Annotated in this window: 14 protein-coding genes; 11 read left to right on the forward strand and 3 right to left on the reverse strand. The window is 74.5% G+C overall.

The window, feature by feature from the left end:
- Window positions 1-104 precede the first annotated feature (104 nt).
- The 3 genes from AACH11_RS05705 to AACH11_RS05715 all read left to right on the forward strand — a co-directional run bounded on the left by AACH11_RS05705 (window position 105) and on the right by AACH11_RS05715 (window position 3,581).
- Entirely contained in the window at window positions 105-638 is a 534-nt protein-coding gene (locus tag AACH11_RS05705; RefSeq protein WP_341373227.1) for a DNA-deoxyinosine glycosylase, read from the forward strand.
- 10 nt (window positions 639-648) lie between these two features.
- Window positions 649-1,485: a class I SAM-dependent methyltransferase gene (locus AACH11_RS05710; RefSeq protein ID WP_341373228.1), complete on the forward strand. Its 837-nt coding sequence runs from the start codon at window positions 649-651 to the stop codon at window positions 1,483-1,485.
- 173 nt (window positions 1,486-1,658) lie between these two features.
- On the forward strand, window positions 1,659-3,581 hold the full coding sequence (locus AACH11_RS05715; protein WP_341373229.1) for a serine hydrolase domain-containing protein: 1,923 nt from the start codon (window positions 1,659-1,661) through the stop codon (window positions 3,579-3,581).
- 469 nt (window positions 3,582-4,050) lie between these two features.
- On the opposite strand, the gene AACH11_RS05720 is transcribed toward AACH11_RS05715, so the two are convergent.
- Together AACH11_RS05720 and AACH11_RS05725 are read right to left on the reverse strand one after the other, a co-directional pair.
- Entirely contained in the window at window positions 4,051-4,839 is a 789-nt protein-coding gene (locus AACH11_RS05720; RefSeq protein ID WP_341373230.1) for a hypothetical protein, read from the reverse strand.
- Window positions 4,840-5,043: 204 nt separating this feature from the next.
- Window positions 5,044-7,446 (reverse strand): helicase-related protein, encoded by a 2,403-nt coding sequence (locus AACH11_RS05725; RefSeq protein WP_341373231.1) that lies wholly within the window; start codon window positions 7,444-7,446, stop codon window positions 5,044-5,046.
- A gap of 165 nt (window positions 7,447-7,611) precedes the next feature.
- Here AACH11_RS05725 and AACH11_RS05730 point away from each other — a divergent pair, with 165 nt between their 5' ends.
- The 8 genes from AACH11_RS05730 to AACH11_RS05765 all read left to right on the forward strand — a co-directional run bounded on the left by AACH11_RS05730 (window position 7,612) and on the right by AACH11_RS05765 (window position 18,294).
- Window positions 7,612-8,226 (forward strand): LysE family translocator, encoded by a 615-nt coding sequence (locus tag AACH11_RS05730; protein WP_341373232.1) that lies wholly within the window; start codon window positions 7,612-7,614, stop codon window positions 8,224-8,226.
- Window positions 8,227-8,550: 324 nt separating this feature from the next.
- The gene (locus AACH11_RS05735; protein WP_341373233.1) at window positions 8,551-10,092 is read left to right on the forward strand and encodes a glycosyltransferase family 2 protein; all 1,542 of its coding nucleotides are present in this window, start codon (window positions 8,551-8,553) and stop codon (window positions 10,090-10,092) included.
- Entirely contained in the window at window positions 10,089-11,228 is a 1,140-nt protein-coding gene (locus AACH11_RS05740; protein ID WP_341373234.1) for a bactofilin family protein, read from the forward strand. Before AACH11_RS05735 ends, AACH11_RS05740 begins: the two co-directional genes overlap by 4 nt.
- 108 nt (window positions 11,229-11,336) lie before the next feature.
- Window positions 11,337-12,551 carry a non-hydrolyzing UDP-N-acetylglucosamine 2-epimerase gene (gene wecB / locus AACH11_RS05745; RefSeq protein ID WP_341373235.1) on the forward strand — a complete coding sequence of 405 codons (1,215 nt, stop codon included), beginning with the start codon at window positions 11,337-11,339 and terminating at the stop codon, window positions 12,549-12,551.
- Between the two features lie 79 nt (window positions 12,552-12,630).
- Window positions 12,631-13,527 carry a YaiO family outer membrane beta-barrel protein gene (locus AACH11_RS05750; protein ID WP_341373236.1) on the forward strand — a complete coding sequence of 299 codons (897 nt, stop codon included), beginning with the start codon at window positions 12,631-12,633 and terminating at the stop codon, window positions 13,525-13,527.
- Between the two features lie 104 nt (window positions 13,528-13,631).
- Entirely contained in the window at window positions 13,632-14,450 is an 819-nt protein-coding gene (locus AACH11_RS05755) for a hypothetical protein (RefSeq protein WP_341373237.1), read from the forward strand.
- Window positions 14,451-14,455: 5 nt separating this feature from the next.
- On the forward strand, window positions 14,456-16,015 hold the full coding sequence (locus tag AACH11_RS05760; protein WP_341373238.1) for a hypothetical protein: 1,560 nt from the start codon (window positions 14,456-14,458) through the stop codon (window positions 16,013-16,015).
- On the forward strand, window positions 16,012-18,294 hold the full coding sequence (locus tag AACH11_RS05765; RefSeq protein WP_341373239.1) for a polysaccharide deacetylase family protein: 2,283 nt from the start codon (window positions 16,012-16,014) through the stop codon (window positions 18,292-18,294). The genes AACH11_RS05760 and AACH11_RS05765 overlap by 4 nt, the downstream gene beginning before the upstream one ends.
- A 351-nt stretch (window positions 18,295-18,645) precedes the next feature.
- Here AACH11_RS05765 and AACH11_RS05770 read toward each other — a convergent pair whose 3' ends face one another.
- Entirely contained in the window at window positions 18,646-19,971 is a 1,326-nt protein-coding gene (locus tag AACH11_RS05770) for a M16 family metallopeptidase (protein WP_341373240.1), read from the reverse strand.
- Between the last annotated feature and the right edge of the window lie 96 nt (window positions 19,972-20,067).

Raw genomic sequence — 20,067 nt, forward strand, 5'->3', positions numbered from 1 at the left:
TGTTTCTCCTGTGGTGTGGCGGCATCGTTGTCTGACGCCGGATCGCAGCGGCATCATTCCAGCCCCCCGAGGACGGGGGTCCCATCCCCCCTTGTTTGAAGTCCATGTCGCTCGCAGGATTGCCCCCGCTCGTGGATTCCGGCACGCAGCTGCTGATCCTGGGCAGCTTCCCGGGTGTCGCGTCGCTGACACGCCAGCAGTACTACGCCCATCCGCGCAACCTGTTCTGGCCCTTGCTGGCCGATCTGCTGGGCCGGCCGATGGTCGATCTGCCCTACGCGCAGCGGCTGCAGGCGCTGCAGGACGCGCACATCGGCGTCTGGGACGTCTATGCCTCGTGCCGGCGCGAGGGCAGCCTGGACAGCGCGATCCGCGAGGCCGTGCCCAACGACCTGCGCGGCCTGGTGGCGCGGCTGCCGGCGCTGGCCGGCATCGCCCACAACGGTGCGGCCTCGGCGCGCGAGATGCGCGTGACCGGCACGCTGGGCCTGCCGGTCTGGCGCCTGCCCAGCACCAGCCCGGCCAATGCCGGGCAGAGCCGGGCCCACAAGCGGGCGGCCTGGGCCGCCGCGCTGCAGGCCTGCGGCATCGCGGTGCGGCCCCTGGCCGATGCCGGGGCGCCGCCCGCCCTGCGGTGACAATCCCGCGATGAGCGAGACCCCCCGCAAGCGCGCCACCGGCGGCGCGCGCACCGCCCGCCCCGCGCGGCGCCAGACCGAGCTGGCCGGCGCCACCATCAGCGAGTTCGACGGCGTGCGCTACCTGCACCTGGGCACCGACTGGGTGCAGGGCGCGATGCGCCTGCGCAAGCCGCGGGCCCTGGAGCTGGACTACATCCAGCGCATGATGGCCTGGCTGCTGTGGCGGCCGATCGACCGCCTGGAGCCCGATGGCGGCCAGGCCGTGCAGCTCGGCCTGGGCGCGGCGGCGATCACCCGCTGGACGCACCAGGTGCTGCGCTGGCCGACCCGCGTCGTCGAGCTCAACCCCAGCGTCATCACCGCCTGCCGGCTGTGGTTCCACCTGCCCGACGACGATGCGCGGCTGCAGGTGATCGAGGACGATGCCGGCGCCTGGGTGCAGCGACCCGAGCAGGCCGGCACGGCCGACGCGCTGTGCGTCGACCTCTACGACCACGACGCGGCCGCCCCGGTGCTCGACGACGAGGCCTTCTATGCCGCCTGCCGCGACCTGCTGGTGGCCGGCGACGCGCACACGCCGGGCGGGCTGATGACGGTCAACCTGTTCGGCCGCCAGTCCAGCTTCGCGCGCAGCAGCGCCCGCATCGCCGAGGCCTTCGGCGCCGACCAGGTCTGGCAGCTGGCGCCGACGCCGGAGGGCAACACGGTGGTGGTCGCCGGCCGTGGCGTGATCGTGCCCGACCGCGAGACGCTGACCGCCCGTGCCGAGGCGATCGAATCGCGCTTCGGCCTGCCGGCGCGCAAGTGGCTGCGCATGGTGCGGCCCTGGACGCCGGTGGTCTGAGCGGCCGCGCCCGCCGGTGGCCTGGACGGCCGCGGCCGCCCGGGGGGGCCAGCTCCGTGGCCGTGCGCCCGTCGCACCGGCCGGTGCGCGCGGGCTGGGCGTGACGGCCGGGGCGGGGCATGATGGCAGCCCCACCGCTTCCTCCGGCGTTGCCACGCCGGGCCCGGCGCCGCATGTCCACCTTCCTCGCCCGCGCCCTGGGCGCTGTCCGTCGTCTCCCGCGGGAGCGGTCCTGCCGCTGGCTGCCGGTGGTTCTCGGTCTGCTGCTGGCCGGCTGTGCCGGCGCACCACCGCGCCCGCAGCCGGTCGCCGCCGAGGACTGGGACGGCCTGACCCGCCAGCTGCGCGAGCTGATCCGCCACGAGCGCCGCGCTGGCGACCTGGCCGGCATCAGCATCGCGCTGGTCGATGACCAGCAGGTGCGCTGGCTGCACGGCCAGGGCTGGGCCGACGTGGCGCGCCGCATTCCGGCCGATGGCCACACGCGTTACCGCGTGGGCTCGGTCAGCAAGCTGCTGACCGACACCGCCGCGCTGCAGCTGGTGGCCGAGGGCCGGCTGGGGCTGGATGACCCGCTCTCACGCTGGCTGCCCGAGCTGCGCATGGCGCGGCCCTGGGGCGGGCCCGAGCCCACCGTGCGCCAGCTGATGACCCACCATGCCGGCCTGCCGCGCGACTGGCCCGGTGGCATGTGGGGCAGCCCGGCCGCCGATTTCCGCCAGCTGCCCGCCCTGCTGGCCGACCAGAGCGCAGTGCTGCCGGCCGGGCGCATGCTGGCCTACTCGAACGTCGGTGTCAGCCTGCTGGGCCTGATCGTCGAGCGGGCCGCCGGCCAGCGTTTCGAGCCCCATCTGGCGCGCAGCCTGCTGCAGCCCTTGCAGATGGACGACGCGGCCTTCGAGGCCGAGCCGCTGCGCGAGGGTCCGCGCGCGGTGGCCCGCGGCCACCAGGGCAGCCAGCCGCGCGAGGAGCCCGGCCTGCGCGACGTGCCGGCCGGTGGCCTGAGCGCCAGCGTCGCCGATCTGGCGCAGTTCCTGCGGCTGCAGTTCGCCCACGGCCGCGCCGGTGACGGCCGCACGATCCTGCCCGAGGACCGCTGGGCCGAGTCGCTGCGGCCGCAGAACGCGGAGGTGGCGCTGGACGGCGAGCTGCGCGTCGGCCTGGGCTGGATGCTGGGCACCTTCGGCGAGGACACGGTGCGGGGTGGCGGCCCGGTCGCCCACCACGGCGGCGCCACCTGGTTCCACCGCACCCAGCTGATGATGCTGCCCGAGCAGCGGCTGGGCGTGGTCGTCGCCTCCAACGACGCGGCCGCGCAGGCGGCCGTCAACCGCATCGCCCAGCGTGCGCTGGCCCTGATGCTGCAGGCCCGCACCGGCCGCCTGCAGGGCTCGGCCGAGGCGGGCTGGCAGCCGGCGGCCGAGCCCTGGAGCCGCGCCGCCCGCCAGGCCTGCACCGGCGACTGGCTGAGCGAGGCCGGCCCGGTCGAGATCGTCGATGACGACGGCCGTCTGCGCGCGCGCCTGGGCGTGGGGCCGCAGGCCCGCCGCCTCTGGCTGGCCGAAGGCGAGGACGGCCGCTGGTCGCCGCGCTGGCGCCTGTTCGGCCTGCTGCCGGTGCCGCTCGGCGTGCTGGAGCGCATCGGCATCGACTGCCCGCGGCTGGACGGTCGCGACGTGCTGCGGGCCCACCTGGACCAGACGGCGCTCGTCATCGGCCACCGCCTGCCGGCCGCGACGCCGCTGCCGCCGGAGGCCGCCGCGCTGGTCGGCCGTTACCGCGTCATCGGTGCGCCCGGCGAGCGGCTGCCGTTCGACACCCTGCAGCTGCGCGAGGCCGAGGGGCGGCTGTGGCTGTCGTTCCAGCAGCCCGAGGCCTTCGGTGGCGAGCCGGTCTGGCTGCCGCTGCAGCCGCTGCGGTCTGCCGCCACGGATGCCGCCATGGATGCCGCCGCCGACACCTGGCTGCTGCCCGGCCCCTGGGGCGATACCGGCTCCCGGCTGCCGCTGCGCGTGGCGCGCGACGGCGCGGGCCGCGTCCAGCCGCTGCAGACCTTCGCCTGGGGTGGCTGGACCTTCGTGCGCCGCGCCGACTGAGCTGTGGACAAGCCCGCGGCCGCGTCACGGCGCGGTCAGGCGCATGCTGCGCGAGCGGAAAATCCCGTGGTGACAGCCACTTGCCGCGCTTGTCCCCAGCCTTGTCCCCGCCGCGGCTTGTCCCCGGCTGTGGTGCGCAACCCTGTGCGCGGTGTGTGGCGGGCCCCGCCAAGTCCTTGTCAGCCGTGGACTTGCGTTGGAATGCCTGCAAAAGAGGCAGCTTCTCCCGTCTGTTCCAGTGATCGCAGGCGCGGGCCGGCGGGCTCCACCGCGGGTCCCCGTGCGCTGCACAGCCTTGTCCACAGCCCGGGCTTGTCCCCGTCTGCCGTGGGTGGATGTGTGAACAACATGTGACGGACGCGCGCAAGTCCTTGTCAGGCCTGATGCATCCTTGGATTGCCCGAAAATGAGGCAGGACCGGGGGCCTGCCGTCGGCGGGTGATCGATGGATCAGCCGGCTCCGGCACCGTCAATCCGCGGGATCACAGGGGCCATCGGCCTGTCCGGCCACCGGCCCCTGTCGTCCGAGCACCCAGACCGCCAGCAGCACGGCCAGGCCCGCGTGCAGCTCCAGCGCCTCTTCCAGCGTCTGCCACGCGGCCTGGGCCGGGTGGGTGGCGTCGATGGTGACAGCCACCCCCAGCAGCAGGCTCATCCAGATCAGCAAGGGCTGGCAGGCCGGACCGGCAGCCGATCCGCCCAGACGCCGCCACCCTGCCAGGACCCGCACACGCTGCGCGCGCCAGGTCCGTGCCACGATCAGCAGCAGCGGCGTCAGCACGGCCAGCATGGCCCAGGGATGACGGCCGCCGACGCCCAGCACCAGATCGACCAGATCGTGCACGGCGTCGATCTGCACACCGCCGAGCTGGGGCATGCGCAGGCCGAACAGGCGTTCGCCCCAACTGAGCTCGTCGAGCGCGCACACCAGCGCGAACCCTCCCAGCGGCACGATCATCGGCGGCAGCGGTCGCTGGCGGGGGAGGCAGCAGGCCGCGCGCAGGGCGGCCAGGGCGAAGACGGCCGCCGTCAGGGTTTCGATGGGGCCGTCCTCCTGGCCCCAGTCCGCCAGCCGCTGCGGATCCAGGCGGGCCAGGGCGAGGCCGGCAGCCAGCGTCAGCGCCAGCAGCGCGATGGCCAGCCGCGGCAGGGCGTGCAGGCCAGGCGGGCGGTCCGCCGCGGGGGGCGGGCCGGGCCGCGGGAGCAGGACCGGGCCTGGCGTGGCATGGGGCGTGGAACGGGGAGCTTGGGCGGTCATCGGCGGACAGGTGGCGGTCCGCCGCATGAACCGGCCCGTTCAGGACGCGGGCCGTACGCCGGTCGACGGACCATCGGGCGCTGCCCGGCTCATCGGCTGCCGCCGTCCCGGCTTGCGGCTGCCGGCTGCCATGCGCGGGCCGTGCGCGTGCCCTGCATCACGGGCGCCGATGGCGCCGGCATGGCCTTGCCCGCCCGCCCGGCCTCAGCGCCGTCCGCGCCGCGGTCCCCGGCTGCCGTGGCCACCCTGTCCGCGCGGTGGGCGCGGGCCGCCGTGGGCACCCCGCTCGCCCCGTCCGCCGCCGCCGAAGCCGGCGCGCGGCCCGCGCTGCAGCGACAGCGCGCGCTGGCCGGTCAGCTGGCGTTCGATGCCGTCGTTGAGCTCCTCGCGCAGCGCCTGCACATCGCTGACGTAGCCATAGACGCCCGGGAAGCGCAGGTCCAGCCACAGCCACAGCGTGCAGGCGCGCAGCGCCTGTTCCATGCGGTCCAGGCGGCTGCCGCCATGCACCTGGTCGAGGAAGGCCGGCGGGTCGACCTCGCCCATCAGCGCGTGCTGGCGGGCCCAGTGCAGGTACTGCACCCGCACATCCTCGATGCGGGTGTCCACCGGCGCCTGGGCATAGGTGAAGCGCTGCATCAGCGGCAGGTCAGGCGCGGCCTCGTCCAGCGCCTCGGCCAGCGCCAGCATCTCGTCGAGCTGGGCGACGGCGAAGTGCGCGTCGTCGAGCATCAGGCGCTCGACGAACACGCCCAGCACCTCGCGCAGGCTGCGCGCGCCCAGGCGGGCCGAGATCGTCTGCACATGCCAGCCGTTGGGGGCCACCGGCGCCTTGAACTCCTTGGGCGCCTTGGAGGTGCGCGCCATCAGCTCCTTGAGCCAGCGCCCGGCGTTGGGCTCGGCGCTGTCGAGCACGCCGGCGAAGCCCTCGTCCTGGATGCCGAAGCGCCCGGCGCGGCCGGCGATCTGGTGCACCTCGCTCTCGCCGAGCAGGCGGTCGGCCACGCCGTCGAACTTGGTCAGCGTCGAGAACAGCACGCGGCGGATCGGCAGGTTCAGGCCCATGCCGATGGCGTCGGTGGCCACCAGGATCTGGCTCTCGCCCTGGGCGTAGCGCTCGGCCTCGCGGCGGCGCACCTCGGGCGGCAGCGCGCCGTAGATGACCGAGACGCTGCGGCCCTGCTCGGCCAGCTGGTCGCGCAGGCCCAGCACCGAGCGGCGGCTGAAGGCCACCACCGCGTCGCCCTGGCGCAGCGATTCGAGGCTGACCGGCCGCGGCAGCAGCTCGACCTGCTGCTTGCGCTCGAAGTGGCGCGTGGTGCAGCGCTCGCCGCACAGGCCCAGCAGGTTGCGCAGCGCCGGCACCGCGAAGTCCGAGCAGATGATGATCACCTCGCGCGCCGGCACGGCGACCACGGCCTGGGTCCAGGCCCAGCCGCGCGAGGGGTCGAAGATCATCTGCGCCTCGTCGATCACCGCGACGTCGATGACGGTGTTGGTCGACACCATCTCGATCGTGCTGGAGACCGCGCGTGCGCCGTCGATGCGCACGCTTTCCTCGCCGGTCAGCAGCGAGCAGGGCACGCCGCGGGCGACCAGCCGGTCACGGCCTTCGAGGGCCAGCAGGCGCAGCGGCGCCAGGTAGGCGCCGGATTCGGCCGTGGCCAGGCGCTCGAAGGCGGCGTGGGTCTTGCCGCTGTTGGGCGGGCCGACGTAGAGGGTGACGGTGCGGCCGAGCTCGCGCGCCTTGGGGAAGCTGTCGGGATAGCCGTGGAAGGCCAGCTCGTGGTTGAGGCCGGCCAGCGTGTGGGCCTCGGTGACGCGCTGCTCCCAGCGGTCCTGCACGCGGGTCAGCGCTGCCAGCAGGGTCTCGGTGCTGGCGTGCGGCGCGGCGCACTCGGCCTGCAGCCGCGGCAGCAGCTCGCCGAGCTGCTGCGGCGCCAGCGCATGGCTGCGCGCGACCAGGCGCCGCAGGTGGTCGGTCAGCGTGGCGGCCTGCGGGTGGGCGGGCTTGGCGCCGAGCTCGCGCAGCAGGCGCTCGCGCTCGCCGTGCACGTACCAGGCCCAGACCGGCGCATCGGCGATCTCGACGCGGAAGGGCACCGGCATCGGCCACTCCATGCCGTCGTCGCCGGTCTGGTCGGACTCCGGCGGCACCGGCACCGGCACCGGCCAGGCGATCTGGCGCCAGAAGCGCCCGCCGTGGCGGCTGATGCCCATCGCGTCGAGCGCGCTGCGGCGCTTGATCAGCAGGCTGCGGGCGTCGGGCGCGCCGCCGAGGGCGTCCAGATGGGCGAGGGCGGCGTCCATCAGCTGCGGATGGATCCAGCGGCTGGGCCGCGTGCCCGAGGCCTTCTGCAGCTGGATCATGCCCAGCTGGTCGAGGTGGGCGTCGGGGCCCGGGTGTTCGGTGTCGAGGTAGTCGCCGGGCGATTCGACCTGGGGCAGGGCCCAGGCGTTCTGGCGCACGCGGGCCAGGGCCAGCAGGTCCAGATGGGCCGGCAGGCGCTGGGCATGGGCCGGGTGGGGCAGGTGCAGGGCGGCGGCGGGTACGGCCGGCGCGACGGGGGCCGCTGCGGCGGCTTCGGGTCTTGGGGTGTCGGACATCTCGGGCGCGACTCTAACCGGCCGCGCGGCGGTGGTCGTCGGCGCGGGGTGGCGGGCGGGTTGGTGCGCAGGGTGTCGGACCCGGTGTCGGGCGGGTCGATGGCGCTGGCATCATCGGACGTGCGGGCCGGCGCTGGGCTGGGGCCCGCGTGCGAAGGTCACCCCATGTACGGCATCCACGACTACCCCGGTTTCGTCCTCGCGGTCATCGTCTTCCTGGCGATCCCGGGGCCGGGCAATCTGGCGCTGATCACCTCGACCGGCCAGGGCGGGGTGCGCGGCGGGCTGGCGGCGGCCGGCGGCGTGATCGCCGGCGACCAGCTGCTGATGTGGACGGCGGTGGCCGGCCTGGCCGCGGTGCTGTCCGCCTCGCCGCGGCTGTTCCATCTGCTGCAGTGGGGCGGGGCCGTCTATCTGGCCTGGCTGGGTTTGAAGATGCTGCGTGCGCGGCCCGGTGCCGCACCGACGCTGCAGATGCGCCCCGGCCACTGGTTCCGCCAGTCGATGACGATCACCTTGCTGAATCCCAAGGCGGTGATGTTCTACATGGCCTTCTTCCCGCTGTTCGTCGACCCGGCCACGCACCGCGGCCTGCCGACCTTCGCGCTGATGGCCGTCACCATCGCCACCTTGACGCTGGCGTACTGCGCGATCGTCATCGCGCTGACGCGCCATTTCGCCGATCGGCTGCGGGCCAGCCCGCGGGTCGGCACCTGGCTGCAGCGCACCGGCGGCGGCCTGCTGCTGGCCTTCGGGCTCAAGCTCGCCCTGGGGCGCTGAGCACCGGCGCCGCGGGCGCCGTGATCGACCCCTCAAGTTCCGCGCGCGCCGGCCGCTAACAAGGGCAGGGCGCGGGGACCGACCGCCTCCCGACACCGTCACCGCCGGCCTGCCGGCACCCTGACCGTGACGGGCTGCGCGTGCCGGTCCGGCACGGCCGTCCAGAAATCCGGACGGCAGCCGATATCCCGCCTTCGAACCACACGGCTGGCCGTCAGGCCGTCCGCGTGGCGCAGGACCGCGATGGCGGTGCACCCGGTCCTCGCCGGCCGGTGCGCGATGCCATCGCACGGCGGCCCAAGGGGCCGGGAAGGATCGAGCATCGTGCCGCTGCCGCGCAAGGCCCCCGTCGACGGGCCCCCCGCCGCCACCTGCCGCGGACCTCGACGCCGCGTCGCGCAGGCCGTGCTCGCACTGGCCGCCTGCGGCGCCGCGGGCTGGGCCACCGCCGCCCTGGTGCGCCCGGCCGACGCGCAGGCCGCCGAACGCGGTCTGGGCGTGATGACGGTGCACAGCGCCTTCGGCGAGACCTGGGCCTGGACCCTGTTCTGGCTGGTGGCCGTGCTGGTGACGCTGCTGGCGATCTACGCGCTGCGCCACTACGTGTTCTCGCTGAACCGGCTGTTCGGCCACCAGCGCCATCCGTACTCCAGCATCGTCAGCGCCGACTGGCCGCACGTCACCGTGCTGGTGGCCGCGCACAACGAGGAGGCGGTGATCCGCGACTGCCTCGAGAACCTGATGCAGGTCGACTACCCGGCCAGCCGCATGCGGGTGATGCCGGTCAACGACCGCAGCAAGGACCGCACGCGGGAGATCATCGACGAGGTCGTCGCCCGCTTTCCCGGCCGCATCCAGCCCTTCCACCGCGAGGGCGGCAAGCCCGGCAAGGCGGCGGCGCTGAAGGACGCCTGCGAGCGCGTCGACACCGATTTCATCATCGTCTTCGATGCCGACTACCTGCCCTCGCGCGGGCTGATCCGGCGGCTGATGGCGCCGTTCTTCGACCCCGAGGTGGGCTCGGTGATGGGCCGCGTGGTGCCCAACAACGTCGGCGCCAACCTGCTGACGCGGCTGCTGGACCTGGAGCGCTCCGGCGGCTACCAGGTCGACCAGCAGGCGCGCATGAACATGGGTCTGGTGCCGCAGTACGGCGGCACCGTGGGCGGCGTGCGCATGAGCGCGCTGCGCGCCATCGGCGGCTGGCACGACGACGTGCTGGCCGAGGACACCGATCTGACCTACCGCCTGCTGCTGGCCGGCTGGCGCACGGTCTATCACAACCGCGCCGAGTGCTACGAGGAAGTGCCGCAGACCTGGGCCGTGCGGGTGCGCCAGATCAAGCGCTGGGCCAAGGGCCACAACCAGGCGATGGTGCGCCACAGCGGCGCGCTGCTGTGGCGCCGCGGCATCGGCTGGGGCGAGCGCCTGGACGGCCTGCTGCTGCTGGGCGTCTACCTGATGGCGCCGATCCTGATCAGCGGCTGGTTCCTCAGCCTGCTGATGTACCTGACGGTCGAGCAGACGCTGGCCGCCCCGGCGCTGGCCATGCTGGCCTTCATGACGCACAGCGCGCTGGGCAACTTCGCCGCCTTCTTCGAGATCTCGTCGGCGCTGCACCTGGACCGCACCCGCTACCGCTCGACGCTGATCGCCTTCAACTGGCTGGGCTTCCTGGTCAGCTCGGTGGCGATCGCCCGTGCGGTGCTGGAGCAGCTGGTGCTCGACCGCCTGCCCGGCCGCGGCTTCACCTGGGACAAGACGGCGCGCTACCGGCAGGCGCCGGCAGCCGGCGCCGCCGCGCCCGGTCCGTCCGCCGATGCGCCAGCGCCCGGTGTCCGTCCCCCCGGAGGATCCTCCCGATGAACAGCAGCCAGATGCTGGCCTGGGCCGCGCTGCCGGCCGCCACCGCCACCGTGATGCTCCTGCCGCTGCTGCCGGCGCTGCGCGAGTGGTGGCGCCCGCGCGACACGCGCCCGCTGCACATCGATGCGCAGGACGCGCTGGACCCGACCTACATGGCGCGCAGCTTCTCGGCCCGGCTGGCCGAATCGGTGGCCCGCGGTGACCGCAAGCTCGGCCAGAGCCGGCTGATGCTGGCGCCCGGGCGCGGCAGCTGGCCGCTGAAGGACGACGAGTGGAAGCGCGGCCGCAATGCCCATGTCTGGCATGCGGCGGCCGATGTGCAGATGCCCGACGGCGTGCATTTCCTGGGCGAGGTCGCGACCCCGGCCACGCTGGAGACGGCGCCGGGCTGCGTCTACCGCGCCCTGTGGGCGGGCGCCAGCCTGCGCCTGGCCGAGCACGGCCACCTGCTGCGCTGGGCCCACGGCCGCCAGGTCGAGGTCGGCACCGGCTGCCGGCTGGCCGGCCGCGTGACCGCCGACGAGACGCTGACGGTCTGGGGCCGCAGCTTCTTCCTGCTGCTGCACGCCCCGGTGATCAGCTTCGGCACCCGGCCGGGCGGGCAGCGCATCGCGCTGGCCGCGCCGCGCCGCGCCGAGCACGGCGGCCTGCCGCCCGAGGTCGACTGGGATCCGGTGTCCGGCCGCGGCGTGGCCTCCGGCGACCTGCGCTGCCCCGAATGGAGCGCCTGGCGCGGCGATCTGCTGTGCCGTGGCGACCTCGAGATCGGCACCGGCAGCCATGCCGACGGCAGCCTCAAGGCCCATGGCGAGCTGGGGCTGCAGGCGCACTGCCGCATCCAGGGCAGCGTGTTCGCCGAAGGCGCCATCCGCGTCGGCGAGAACGTGCAGGTGCTGGGCAATGTCTGCTCCGAGACCGCGATCGCGCTGGAGCCCGGCTGCGTGATCGGCTCGCCCGAGCGGCCGGCCACCGTCAGCGCACCGCGCATCGACATCGGCCCCGGCGTGATCGTGCACGGCACGGTCTGGGCCGCCGAGCGCGGCCAGACCCGCCACGAGACCCCGGTGCCGCCCGAGACCGCGCTGGTGCCGGCCGAGCGCCGTCGCCGACCGAGCGACGAGCGCATCGAGGCCTGAGGCCCCCGCTTTCCCTCCACCACCGACGCCCGGACGCCGCCACCGCGCCCACGGATCCCTCCATCGACCCCGTCCACCGTGACGCCGTCCCGCCGCCTGTCGCCCACCATGACGCTGCCCGTCCCGACCACCGCCCTGACCCCTGCCGCGCCGACCGCCGCCGCGCCGGTGCTGATCTCGGTCGGCACCCGGCCCGAGATCATCAAGATGGCCCCGCTGCACGCGGCGCTGAAGGCCCGTGGCATGGCCGTGTCCTGGGTCCACACCGGCCAGCACCGGGAGATGGCCGACACGCTCTACGACTTCTTCGGCATCCGGCCCGAGCACGAGATCGCCCTCGACCGCCGCGACAACACGCTGGCCCACCTCAACGGCCAGCTGCTCGAAGGCCTGTCGGCGCTCTATGCCCGCCTGAAGCCGGCCGCGGTGCTGGTGCATGGCGACACCACCAGCACGCTGGCCTCGGCCCAGGCCGCGTTCTACAACCAGGTGCCGATCGGCCATGTGGAGGCCGGTCTGCGCACCGGCAATGCCCGCGAGCCCTTCCCCGAGGAGAAGAACCGCGAGCTGACCGCGCGCCTGGCGCAGTGGCATTTCGCGCCGACCGCCGGCGCCGCAGGAAACCTGCGACGTGAGGGGCTGGCCGAGACCGCGGTGCACGTGGTCGGCAACACCGCCGTCGATGCCGCGCTGCAGACCTGTGCCCGCCTCGATGCCCTGATGGCCGACGGCGCCGCCGTGCTGCCGGCCGCCCTCGACGCGTTCCGCCGGCGGCTGGACGCGGCGGCGACGGCGCGCCTGATCACCGTCACCGCCCACCGGCGCGAGAACTGGGACGGCGGCATCGCCAGTGCCGCACGCGCGGTGGCCCGTCTGCTGGCCACGCACCCGGACCTGCACGTGGTCTGGCCGGTGCACGGCAATCCGGCCGTCAGCCAGACCGTGCGCGGCGTGCTGGGCGCGCTGCCGCCGGCGCAGGCCGAGCGCCTGCTGCTGTGCGAGCCGCTGGACTATCCGGCCCTGCTGTGGTGCCTGCGCCGCAGCGTGCTGGCGCTGACCGATTCCGGCGGCATCCAGGAAGAGGGCGCCGCGCTGTCGACGCCGGTGCTGGTGCTGCGCAACACCACCGAGCGGCCCGAGCTGATCGAGGCCGGCGCCGGCGCGCTGGTGGGCACCGACGAGGCCCAGGTGCTCGCCGAGGTCAGCCGCCTGCTGGGCGATGCGGCCGCGCTGCAGGCCATGCGCGACGCGGTCAACCCCTTCGGCGACGGCCACACCGCCGAGCGCGTGGCCGCACTGCTGCAGCACGACCTCGGTGGTTGAGGGGCGGTCCGTCCGTCGCCCGCACCGCCCGCCGCCGCCTTCCTGCCCCCGACTCCTCACGCCGTCTTCCAGGTCCGCCATGCACGCACCCGTCGCCCGTCCGCTTCCGTCCCGTCCTCTGGCCCGTCCTCCGGCCCGTGTGCAGCAGGGCTCGCCCGCCGGCCTCCGGTCGGTCTGCGCCTGGCCGCTGGCCGTCGTCGGCGCGCTGCTGGCCGGCCAGGCTCTGGTGCCGCGCAGTGCCCACGCGGCCGGCGCCGGCCTGCAGCCCAAGGCCACGACCGTCGATCTGCTGGCCAGCGGCGGGCGGCTGAGCGCCGGCCTGGGCTCGACCGGCGCCGTCTCGCTGCGCGGCGTGAGCCGCCTGGACAACGGCGACCTGCTGCGCGGCGAGCTGCTGCGCGAGCGCAAGTTCGGTGAGACCGGCGGCATCGCCGGCCTCGGCTACACGCGGCAGATCCATCCCGACCATGCGCTGACGGCCACCGTCAGCCGCGGCCAGGGCGGCCTGAGCTGGGCCCGCATGCGCGGCGACCTGGAGCTGGCCAGCACCTGGGGGCCGGCGCGCAATCTCGTCACCCGCATGGCCGTCTACCGTGCCCGTTACGACAGCCAGCGCAGCGACACCGGCCTGCGCCTGGGCCTGGCCGTCTACATGCCCGGCGGCCTGGCCCTGGAGGGCGGGGTGACCTACAACCGCAGCCAGCCCGGCAGCGTCGGCACCGCCATGCCCTTCGTCGCCGCCACGCTGGGGCAGGAGGGCGATCGCATCGTCAGCCTGCGCGTGGCCCATGGCCGCGAGGGCTGGCAGCCGATCGGCGAGGGCCTGTCGGTGCAGGACTTCACCAGCACCACCGTCGGCCTGAACTGGCGCCAGTGGCTGGCCAGCGACTGGGGCGTGCTGGCCCAGGCCGAGTACTACCGCAATCCGACCTACCACCGCACGACGCTGGGCGCCGGCCTGTTCGGCCAGTGGTGAGCGTGGCCCGTGCGCATCCTGCCGCTGCCGCCCGCGCCAGCCGGGCCGGTGTCCCCCGCGCCCCTGGCCGTCGTGCCTGCCCACGCTCCTGAGGAGTCCCCGCGATGAGCACCTCCAGCGCCCGCAACCCTCTGATCGCGCTGCGCCGCCGTGGCGCGGCCGGCGGCGTGATCCTGCCGCACCGCTCGATCTGGTCCCTCAACCTGCCGGGCAGGCGCCTGGCCATCGGCCTCGCGCTGACGCTGCTGTTCACGCTGCTGCTGAGCCTGGCCAAGCCCTGGATCAGCCTGTTCTGGGTCGAACAGATGCGCGAATGGATGCAGGCCCTGGGCCTGGCCCAGCAGATCGGCGTCGATGACGCGGTGCCGTCCAGCCAGGGCCAGTACCTGCTGTCGCTGCCGGTGCCGATGGTGCATCTGCAGATGCCGGCGCCGGTGCGCCCGCTGCTGATGATCCACGGCGGGGTGGCGGTGCTGGCCTGGCTGGCGGTCGGCTTCCTGCCCGATGCCGGGCGGCCGGCGACCTATCTGGTGCGCTTCGCCGCGATGATCCATCTGTGCGCGGTGGTGTTCTTCGCCTTCTGGGCGCCGGTGTTTCCGCATGACGAGACCGGCCACATCGCCTGGGGCCTGCACCGCAACTGGCTGTTCATGCTGCTGACGCCCTGGCTGCACCTGTTCACCTACTACATGTTCCCGTTTCCCTGGTGGCAGCGGATCGCGCTGACGGGTCTGACGGTGGGCTGGCTGGCGCTGCTGGGGCCGCTGCAGTTCGCGCTGCACGCACAGGCGCTGGCGGTCTTCGGCATCGTCGTGATGCCGCTGCTGGAGACGCTGGCCGGCGTGATGCTGCCGATCCTGGGCATGGTCGCGCTGTTCGGCTGGGCGATGAGCTGGAACGACCCCGAGGACCTCCAGGGGTGAGCGCCATGGGCCTCCGCCTGCGCCTTCCGCCGGCCCTCTCGCTGGCGCTGCCACTGGTCCTGCCGCTGGCCTTGTCGCTGACCTTCTCGCCCACCGCGCGGGCGGCCGGGGCCGCGCCGCTGCCCGGCAGCCCCTGCCCGGCGCAGCCGCTGGCCGATGCCGCCCTGGCCGAGGCCGCGGTGCAGGTGCTGCGCACGCTGGCCGTGCAGGCGCCGGGCCAGCCGGCCGACGGGGCCTGGCGGGTGCAGAACGATGCCGCCCACGAGAGCGGCGATGCGCCCCCCTGGCAGCGCATCTCCGCCTATCCGGCCAACCTCGCCCTGGTGGGCATGCTGGCGGCCGCGCCGCAGGCCGTGCGACCGCTGGCCGCCGACTGGCTGCGCTGGCAGGCGCGGGCGCTGGCGCCCGGGCGTACGCCCTGGCCCGGCGTGCTGCCCGACCACTGGCTGCAGGTCGACACCGGCCGCCTGTTGCGCTGTGCGCCCCCGGGCGCGCCGCGGCCGGCGGCGGCGCGGGGCACGCGCTGCGAGGCGGTCGATGCCCACGACAGCGCCGCGGCCAGCCTGCTGCTGGCGGCCCAGGCCTGGTGGCGCCACACCGGCGATGCGAGCCTGCTGCGCGAGCCGCTGCTGCGGCGTGCGCTCGGCGATGCCGCGGCCGCGCTGCGCCGGCTCGACGACGGCCAGGGCCTGAGCCTGGCCGCGCCCGACTATCCGGTGGCCTACCTGATGGACGCCGTCGAGGTGGCCGCCGGCTGGGCCGCCTGGGCCCAGTTGCAGGCCGAGGTCTGGCAGTCGCCGGCCGCCGCCGCCGACGGCCGGCGCCAGGCCCGGCGCGTGGCCAGCGCCATCCAGACCCGGCTGTGGGACGCCGCCGCCGGCCGCTGGCGCGTCCATGCCCGCGCCGCGGCGCCCGATGCCACCCGCTGGTATCCGGACACCGTGGCCCAGGCCTGGCCGCTGCTGTGGGGCCTGGACCAGCACCTGGCGCCGCCCGCCGCCGAGCAGCTGCGGCAGCAGGCGCGCCAGGCCTGGCAGGCGGCCGTCGGTGGCTGGCAGGCCGCCGCGCCTGCGCCGGCCCCTCCGCCCGGATCGGTGGCGCCCGCGGCGGACGACCCGGTCGCGCTGCGCCCTGCGCGCTGGGCGCTCGCGCCGGCCGACGGCGACGGCTTCTGGTGGCCGTCGGTCGCGGTGGCGGCGGCCTGCACCGGGGATCCGGTGTCGGCCCAGATCTGGCTCGGGCGGGCCCGCGCGGCCTGGCTGACGCCCGCCGCCGCGCCCGATCCGGACGCCCATCCGGCCACCGTGATGACGCGCTTTCCGGCGCCCTTCGAGATCGGCGACCTGCTGTGGCTGGCCTGGCTGCTGCCGCCGCCGCCGCCGCCGCCGCCGCTCGCCCCCTCGGCCGCCGTCCCTGCGGCGCTGCCCCCGGCCGCGCGCCAGGCCGCGTCCCTGGCCGTGCCCCTCGCCCCGTCCGCCCGCTCCCCGGCCGCCCCTGCGGCCGTGGCGCTGACCGCTGTTCCCGCCCCTGGACCTGAACGTCATTCCGGAGAGATGACCCGATGAACAAGACCTCGCGCCCGCGCGCCCTCGAACGTTGCCGCCAGCTGGCCCGCACCTGGCTGCGCGGCCTGCGTCTGCGGCTGCGCCACTCCCTGGCCGCCGCCGCGGCCGCGCTGTGTGCCGGCCTGGCCCAGGCCGCCCCCGTCGACAGCCTGACCCTGCTGGTGCCCGACGGGGTCGACCTGCAGCACTGGAGCATCAAGGTCTGGGTCGACAGCGCGGCCGAGGAGGGCCTCAACATCGAGCTGATGACCGACAGCCAGCTGCTGGCGCTGGGCACCGGTGCGGCGCGCGCCGTGCCCGGCCTGATCGTGCCCGACTCGGCCCACCTGCGGGCCAGCGACGCGCTGATCGCCGCGATCAAGCAGTACGCCTACACCGGCGGCAAGCTGATGCTGGTCTATGACGCCGGCGTGCTCGACACCAGCGGCTTCTTCCCGACCGGCGGCCGGCCCAGCCGCTTCGCCGACATGGTCGGCCTGGACTACGCGCTGTGGAACGACGGCGCCGGTGCCGAGACCATGGTCGGCTTCGGCCCGGTCGTCGGCACCCGGGCCCGCCTGGACAGCCTGTCGATGCCGCCGGGCAAGTACCTGCCCTACCAGCCGCCGGCCAGCCTGGCCACGACCACCGCCAGCACCGCCTTCGTGCCCGTCACGGCGGCCGATCCGGGCGGCAGCGCGCGCCTGCGCGGCCTGCTGCAGCAGCGCCAGATGGCGCGCATCGACGAAGGCTCGGGCAACGTGCGCAAGCGCCGCCTGAACCAGCTGCGCCAGCAGCTGGGCCTGGGCGTCGAGCTGGGCGCGCCGGTGAAGTTCAACCGCCGCAACCCGCAGGCCTTCCGCGCCCGTGACCGCCACATCTACGACCTGCTGCGCCGCAACAGCTTCGAGGTCGACGCGGTGATCAACGCCGACGGCCGCAGCGCCACCGAACGATCGGTCAACGAGGGCGCGGCCGGCGACGGCTCGCTGCAGACCATCAGCGGCTACGGCTACGGGGCGCTGAACTACTTCAGCTACGTCACCACCGGCACCTTCCCGGGCACCGTCTACCTGTCCTCGCCCGAGCACGGCCTGGCCGCCGGCATCCGCACCTACGGCAGCGGCCAGCTGCTGTTCGTCAACATGCCGCTGGGCTACTTCAAGGCCGTCGGCACCGATGGCGCGCTGCTGCACGGCTTCCTCGACCATTTCGGCCGCGACGTGGTCGGTCTGCCGTCGATGTCGGTGCAGCCGCGTGGCCGCGGCGGCCTGATCTACAACTGGCACATCGACGACGGCGACGACCTGACGGCCGACACCAAGCAGCTGCTGGCCGAGACCTCGATCCTCAAGCGCGGGCCGTTCTCGCTGCACTTCACCGCCGGCCCCGACGTGATCAGCTTCGGCGACGGCAAGGGCCAGGATCTGGACAACGACAAGACCGCCCAGGACCTGGTGCGCAAGCTCGGCAATGTCGGCCCCTATGCCTCACCGCTGAACCGCGACCGGCTGCCGGCCCACGAGCTGGGCTCGCACGGCGGCTGGGTGCACGACTACTGGGGCGCCAACGCCAGCGAGGCCAACGTGCCCGACCTGAGCTGGATGCTGCAGAGGAACTTCGACGCCATCGAGCGCATCACCGGCCGGCGCATCACCGAGTACAGCTCGCCCCAGGGCAACACGCCGACCTGGGCCGTGCGCTGGCTGGAGGCGCGCGGGGTCAAGGCGATGTACATGGTCAGCGATCTGGGGGCGGCGATGATCCGGCCCTGGCGCAACGGCCAGCGTCTGACCGACAAGGCCTGGTCCTCGCCGGTGACGCCGCTGGGCAAGTACGCGACCTTCGAGGAGTTCGAGGAGTTCGGCGTCAGCGACATGGCCTCGGGCCAGTGGCTGCTGGATCTGCAGAGCTTCGCGATCAACCACCGCACCAACCGGATGTTCTACACCCATCCGCCCGGCACGCTCGGCCATCTGCAGCCCTTCGAGGCGCTGCTCAACCGGGCCGATCGCATGCAGGCCTCGGGCCGCTTCCGCTGGTACACGATGTCGCATCTGGCGGACTTCTCGCAGCGCCGGGTCGAGACCGAGTGGTCGGCGCGCATGTTCTTCGGCCTGACCACCTTCACCGCCACCAACGCCCAGGGCCTGACCGAGCAGACCTGGCTGCTGCCCAAGAGCCGCTACACGATGCCGGTGGTCGTCAGTGGCGCCGGCAGCGTGCGCGCCGACGGCAAGGACTGGCTGGTCACCGCGGAAGGGGGCACGAGCCTGAAGTTCACCACGCTGCGCTACTGACGCCGCGTGTCGTTCCTGCCACCGCGCGCCCGGCGCGGCGGTGGCTCCGGGATCCGCCGCAGTGCCTCGCGGCGGATCCGGGCCCGATGTCGTCGTCCGAGCGTTGCCGCCCCGTGCGGGGCCGCAGCGGACGGACGACCCGAGGGGTCTCGGTCGCGCCCGGTGGATGGGTTGATCCACCGGTGTCGAGGCCGTGATGCAGTGTCTGAGGCACGGTTGTGTTCGCCCGGCCCCCAGCGGCCGGGCTTTTTTTTGCCCGTGCGGTGCGGGGTGCCGGCCGTCCGTCGGGGCGACGGACGGTGGCCATCTTCACCGTGCCGGCGGGCGGCCGGTCGCCGGAACAGCGGGCCTTCAGCCGCCCACGCGCAGGCGTTCGAGCACGCCCTCGTCGATCCCGCGCAGCGCGCGGCTGGTGGTGGCACCGACCAGCGCGAGCGCCGGCGGCTGGGCCAGCGCCTGCTGCGCGGCACGGCGCACCTGGGCCGGGGTGGCGGCCTGCAGCGCGTCCATCCATTCATGGCGGCCCCGCACGCGGCCCAGCGCGTACAGATCCTGCGCCGCCGCCTCCAGGCGCTGGAACGGCCGCTCCAGCGCCGCCAGCGCGCGCACCATCAGCTGGTGGCGGGCCCGCTGCAGATCGGCCGCGCGCACCTGGGCGCAGACGGCCTGCAGCTGGCGCACCAGCTCGTCGATCAGCTGGACCACCTGCTGCGGGCTGGTCGAGGCCTCGATCACCCAGGCGCCGTGGCCGTCGAGCACGTCGGCCGAGCAGGCGGCGTAGTAGCACAGGGCCTGGCGCTCGCGGATGGCGTCGATCAGCGGCGAGCTCATGCCTTCGCCCAGCACGGCCGCGGCCAGCTGGGTGGCCGCATGCGGCTGCTGCAGCGAGGGCCCGGGCCAGCCCAGCACCAGCTGCACCTGGCTGGAGCCGCCATGGCGGCGCGTGGCCATGCCGCCCAGCCACGCGGGTTCACCCAGCACGTTCGGCGTGCCCGCCGGCATGCGGCCGAAGGCGGCCTCGGCCGCGGCCAGCACGGCCTCCGGGTCGATGCCGCCGGCCACCGCGACGATGGTGTTGCAGCCGGTGTACTGGCGCTGCACCCAGTCCAGCAGGTCGTCGCGGCTGAAGCGGCGGATGTTGGCGCGGCTGCCGATCACCGGCCGCGCCACCGGATCGCGGCCGAAGCAGCAGCGGTCGAACAGGCGGAAGGCGGTGGCCACCGGGTCGTCCTCGACCTCGGTGTACTCGTGCAGGATCACCTGGCGCTCGCGCTCCAGCTCGTCCTCGGGGAAGGTGGGGTGGCGCACGATGTCGGCCAGCTGCTTGAGCAGCGTCACCGCGTCGCGCGCCAGGCCGCGCATGTGGAAGGCGGTGTGGTCGCGGTCGGTGTGGGCGTTGACCTCGGCGCCCAGGCGCTCGGCGTCGCGGTTGATGCGCTGGCAGTCGCGGCGCGTCGTGCCCTTGAAGGCCATGTGCTCGACGACATGGCTGATGCCGCTGTCGCGGTGGCCTTCGTGGCGGCTGCCGGAGCGCACGAACACGCTCAGGCAGACGCTGGGGCTGCCCGGCTCGCGGATGGTCAGCACCCGCACGCCGTTGGACAGCGTGTGGACGCGGGTGTCCTCGTCCGGGCAGATGGACGGGACGGGGGAAGCGGAGGCAGCGGTGCGGGGCATGGGCGGCGATGTTATGCGCTGCCTGCACCGCGTGCGGCGAGCGGGGGCCGCGGCCGGCGGCCGGTCGCGGCCTGTCGCGGCCTGTCGCGGCCGGCC

Origin of the sequence: Pseudaquabacterium rugosum, assembly GCF_038066575.1 — a bacterium.
GTDB classification, from domain to species: domain Bacteria; phylum Pseudomonadota; class Gammaproteobacteria; order Burkholderiales; family Burkholderiaceae_C; genus Pseudaquabacterium; species Pseudaquabacterium rugosum.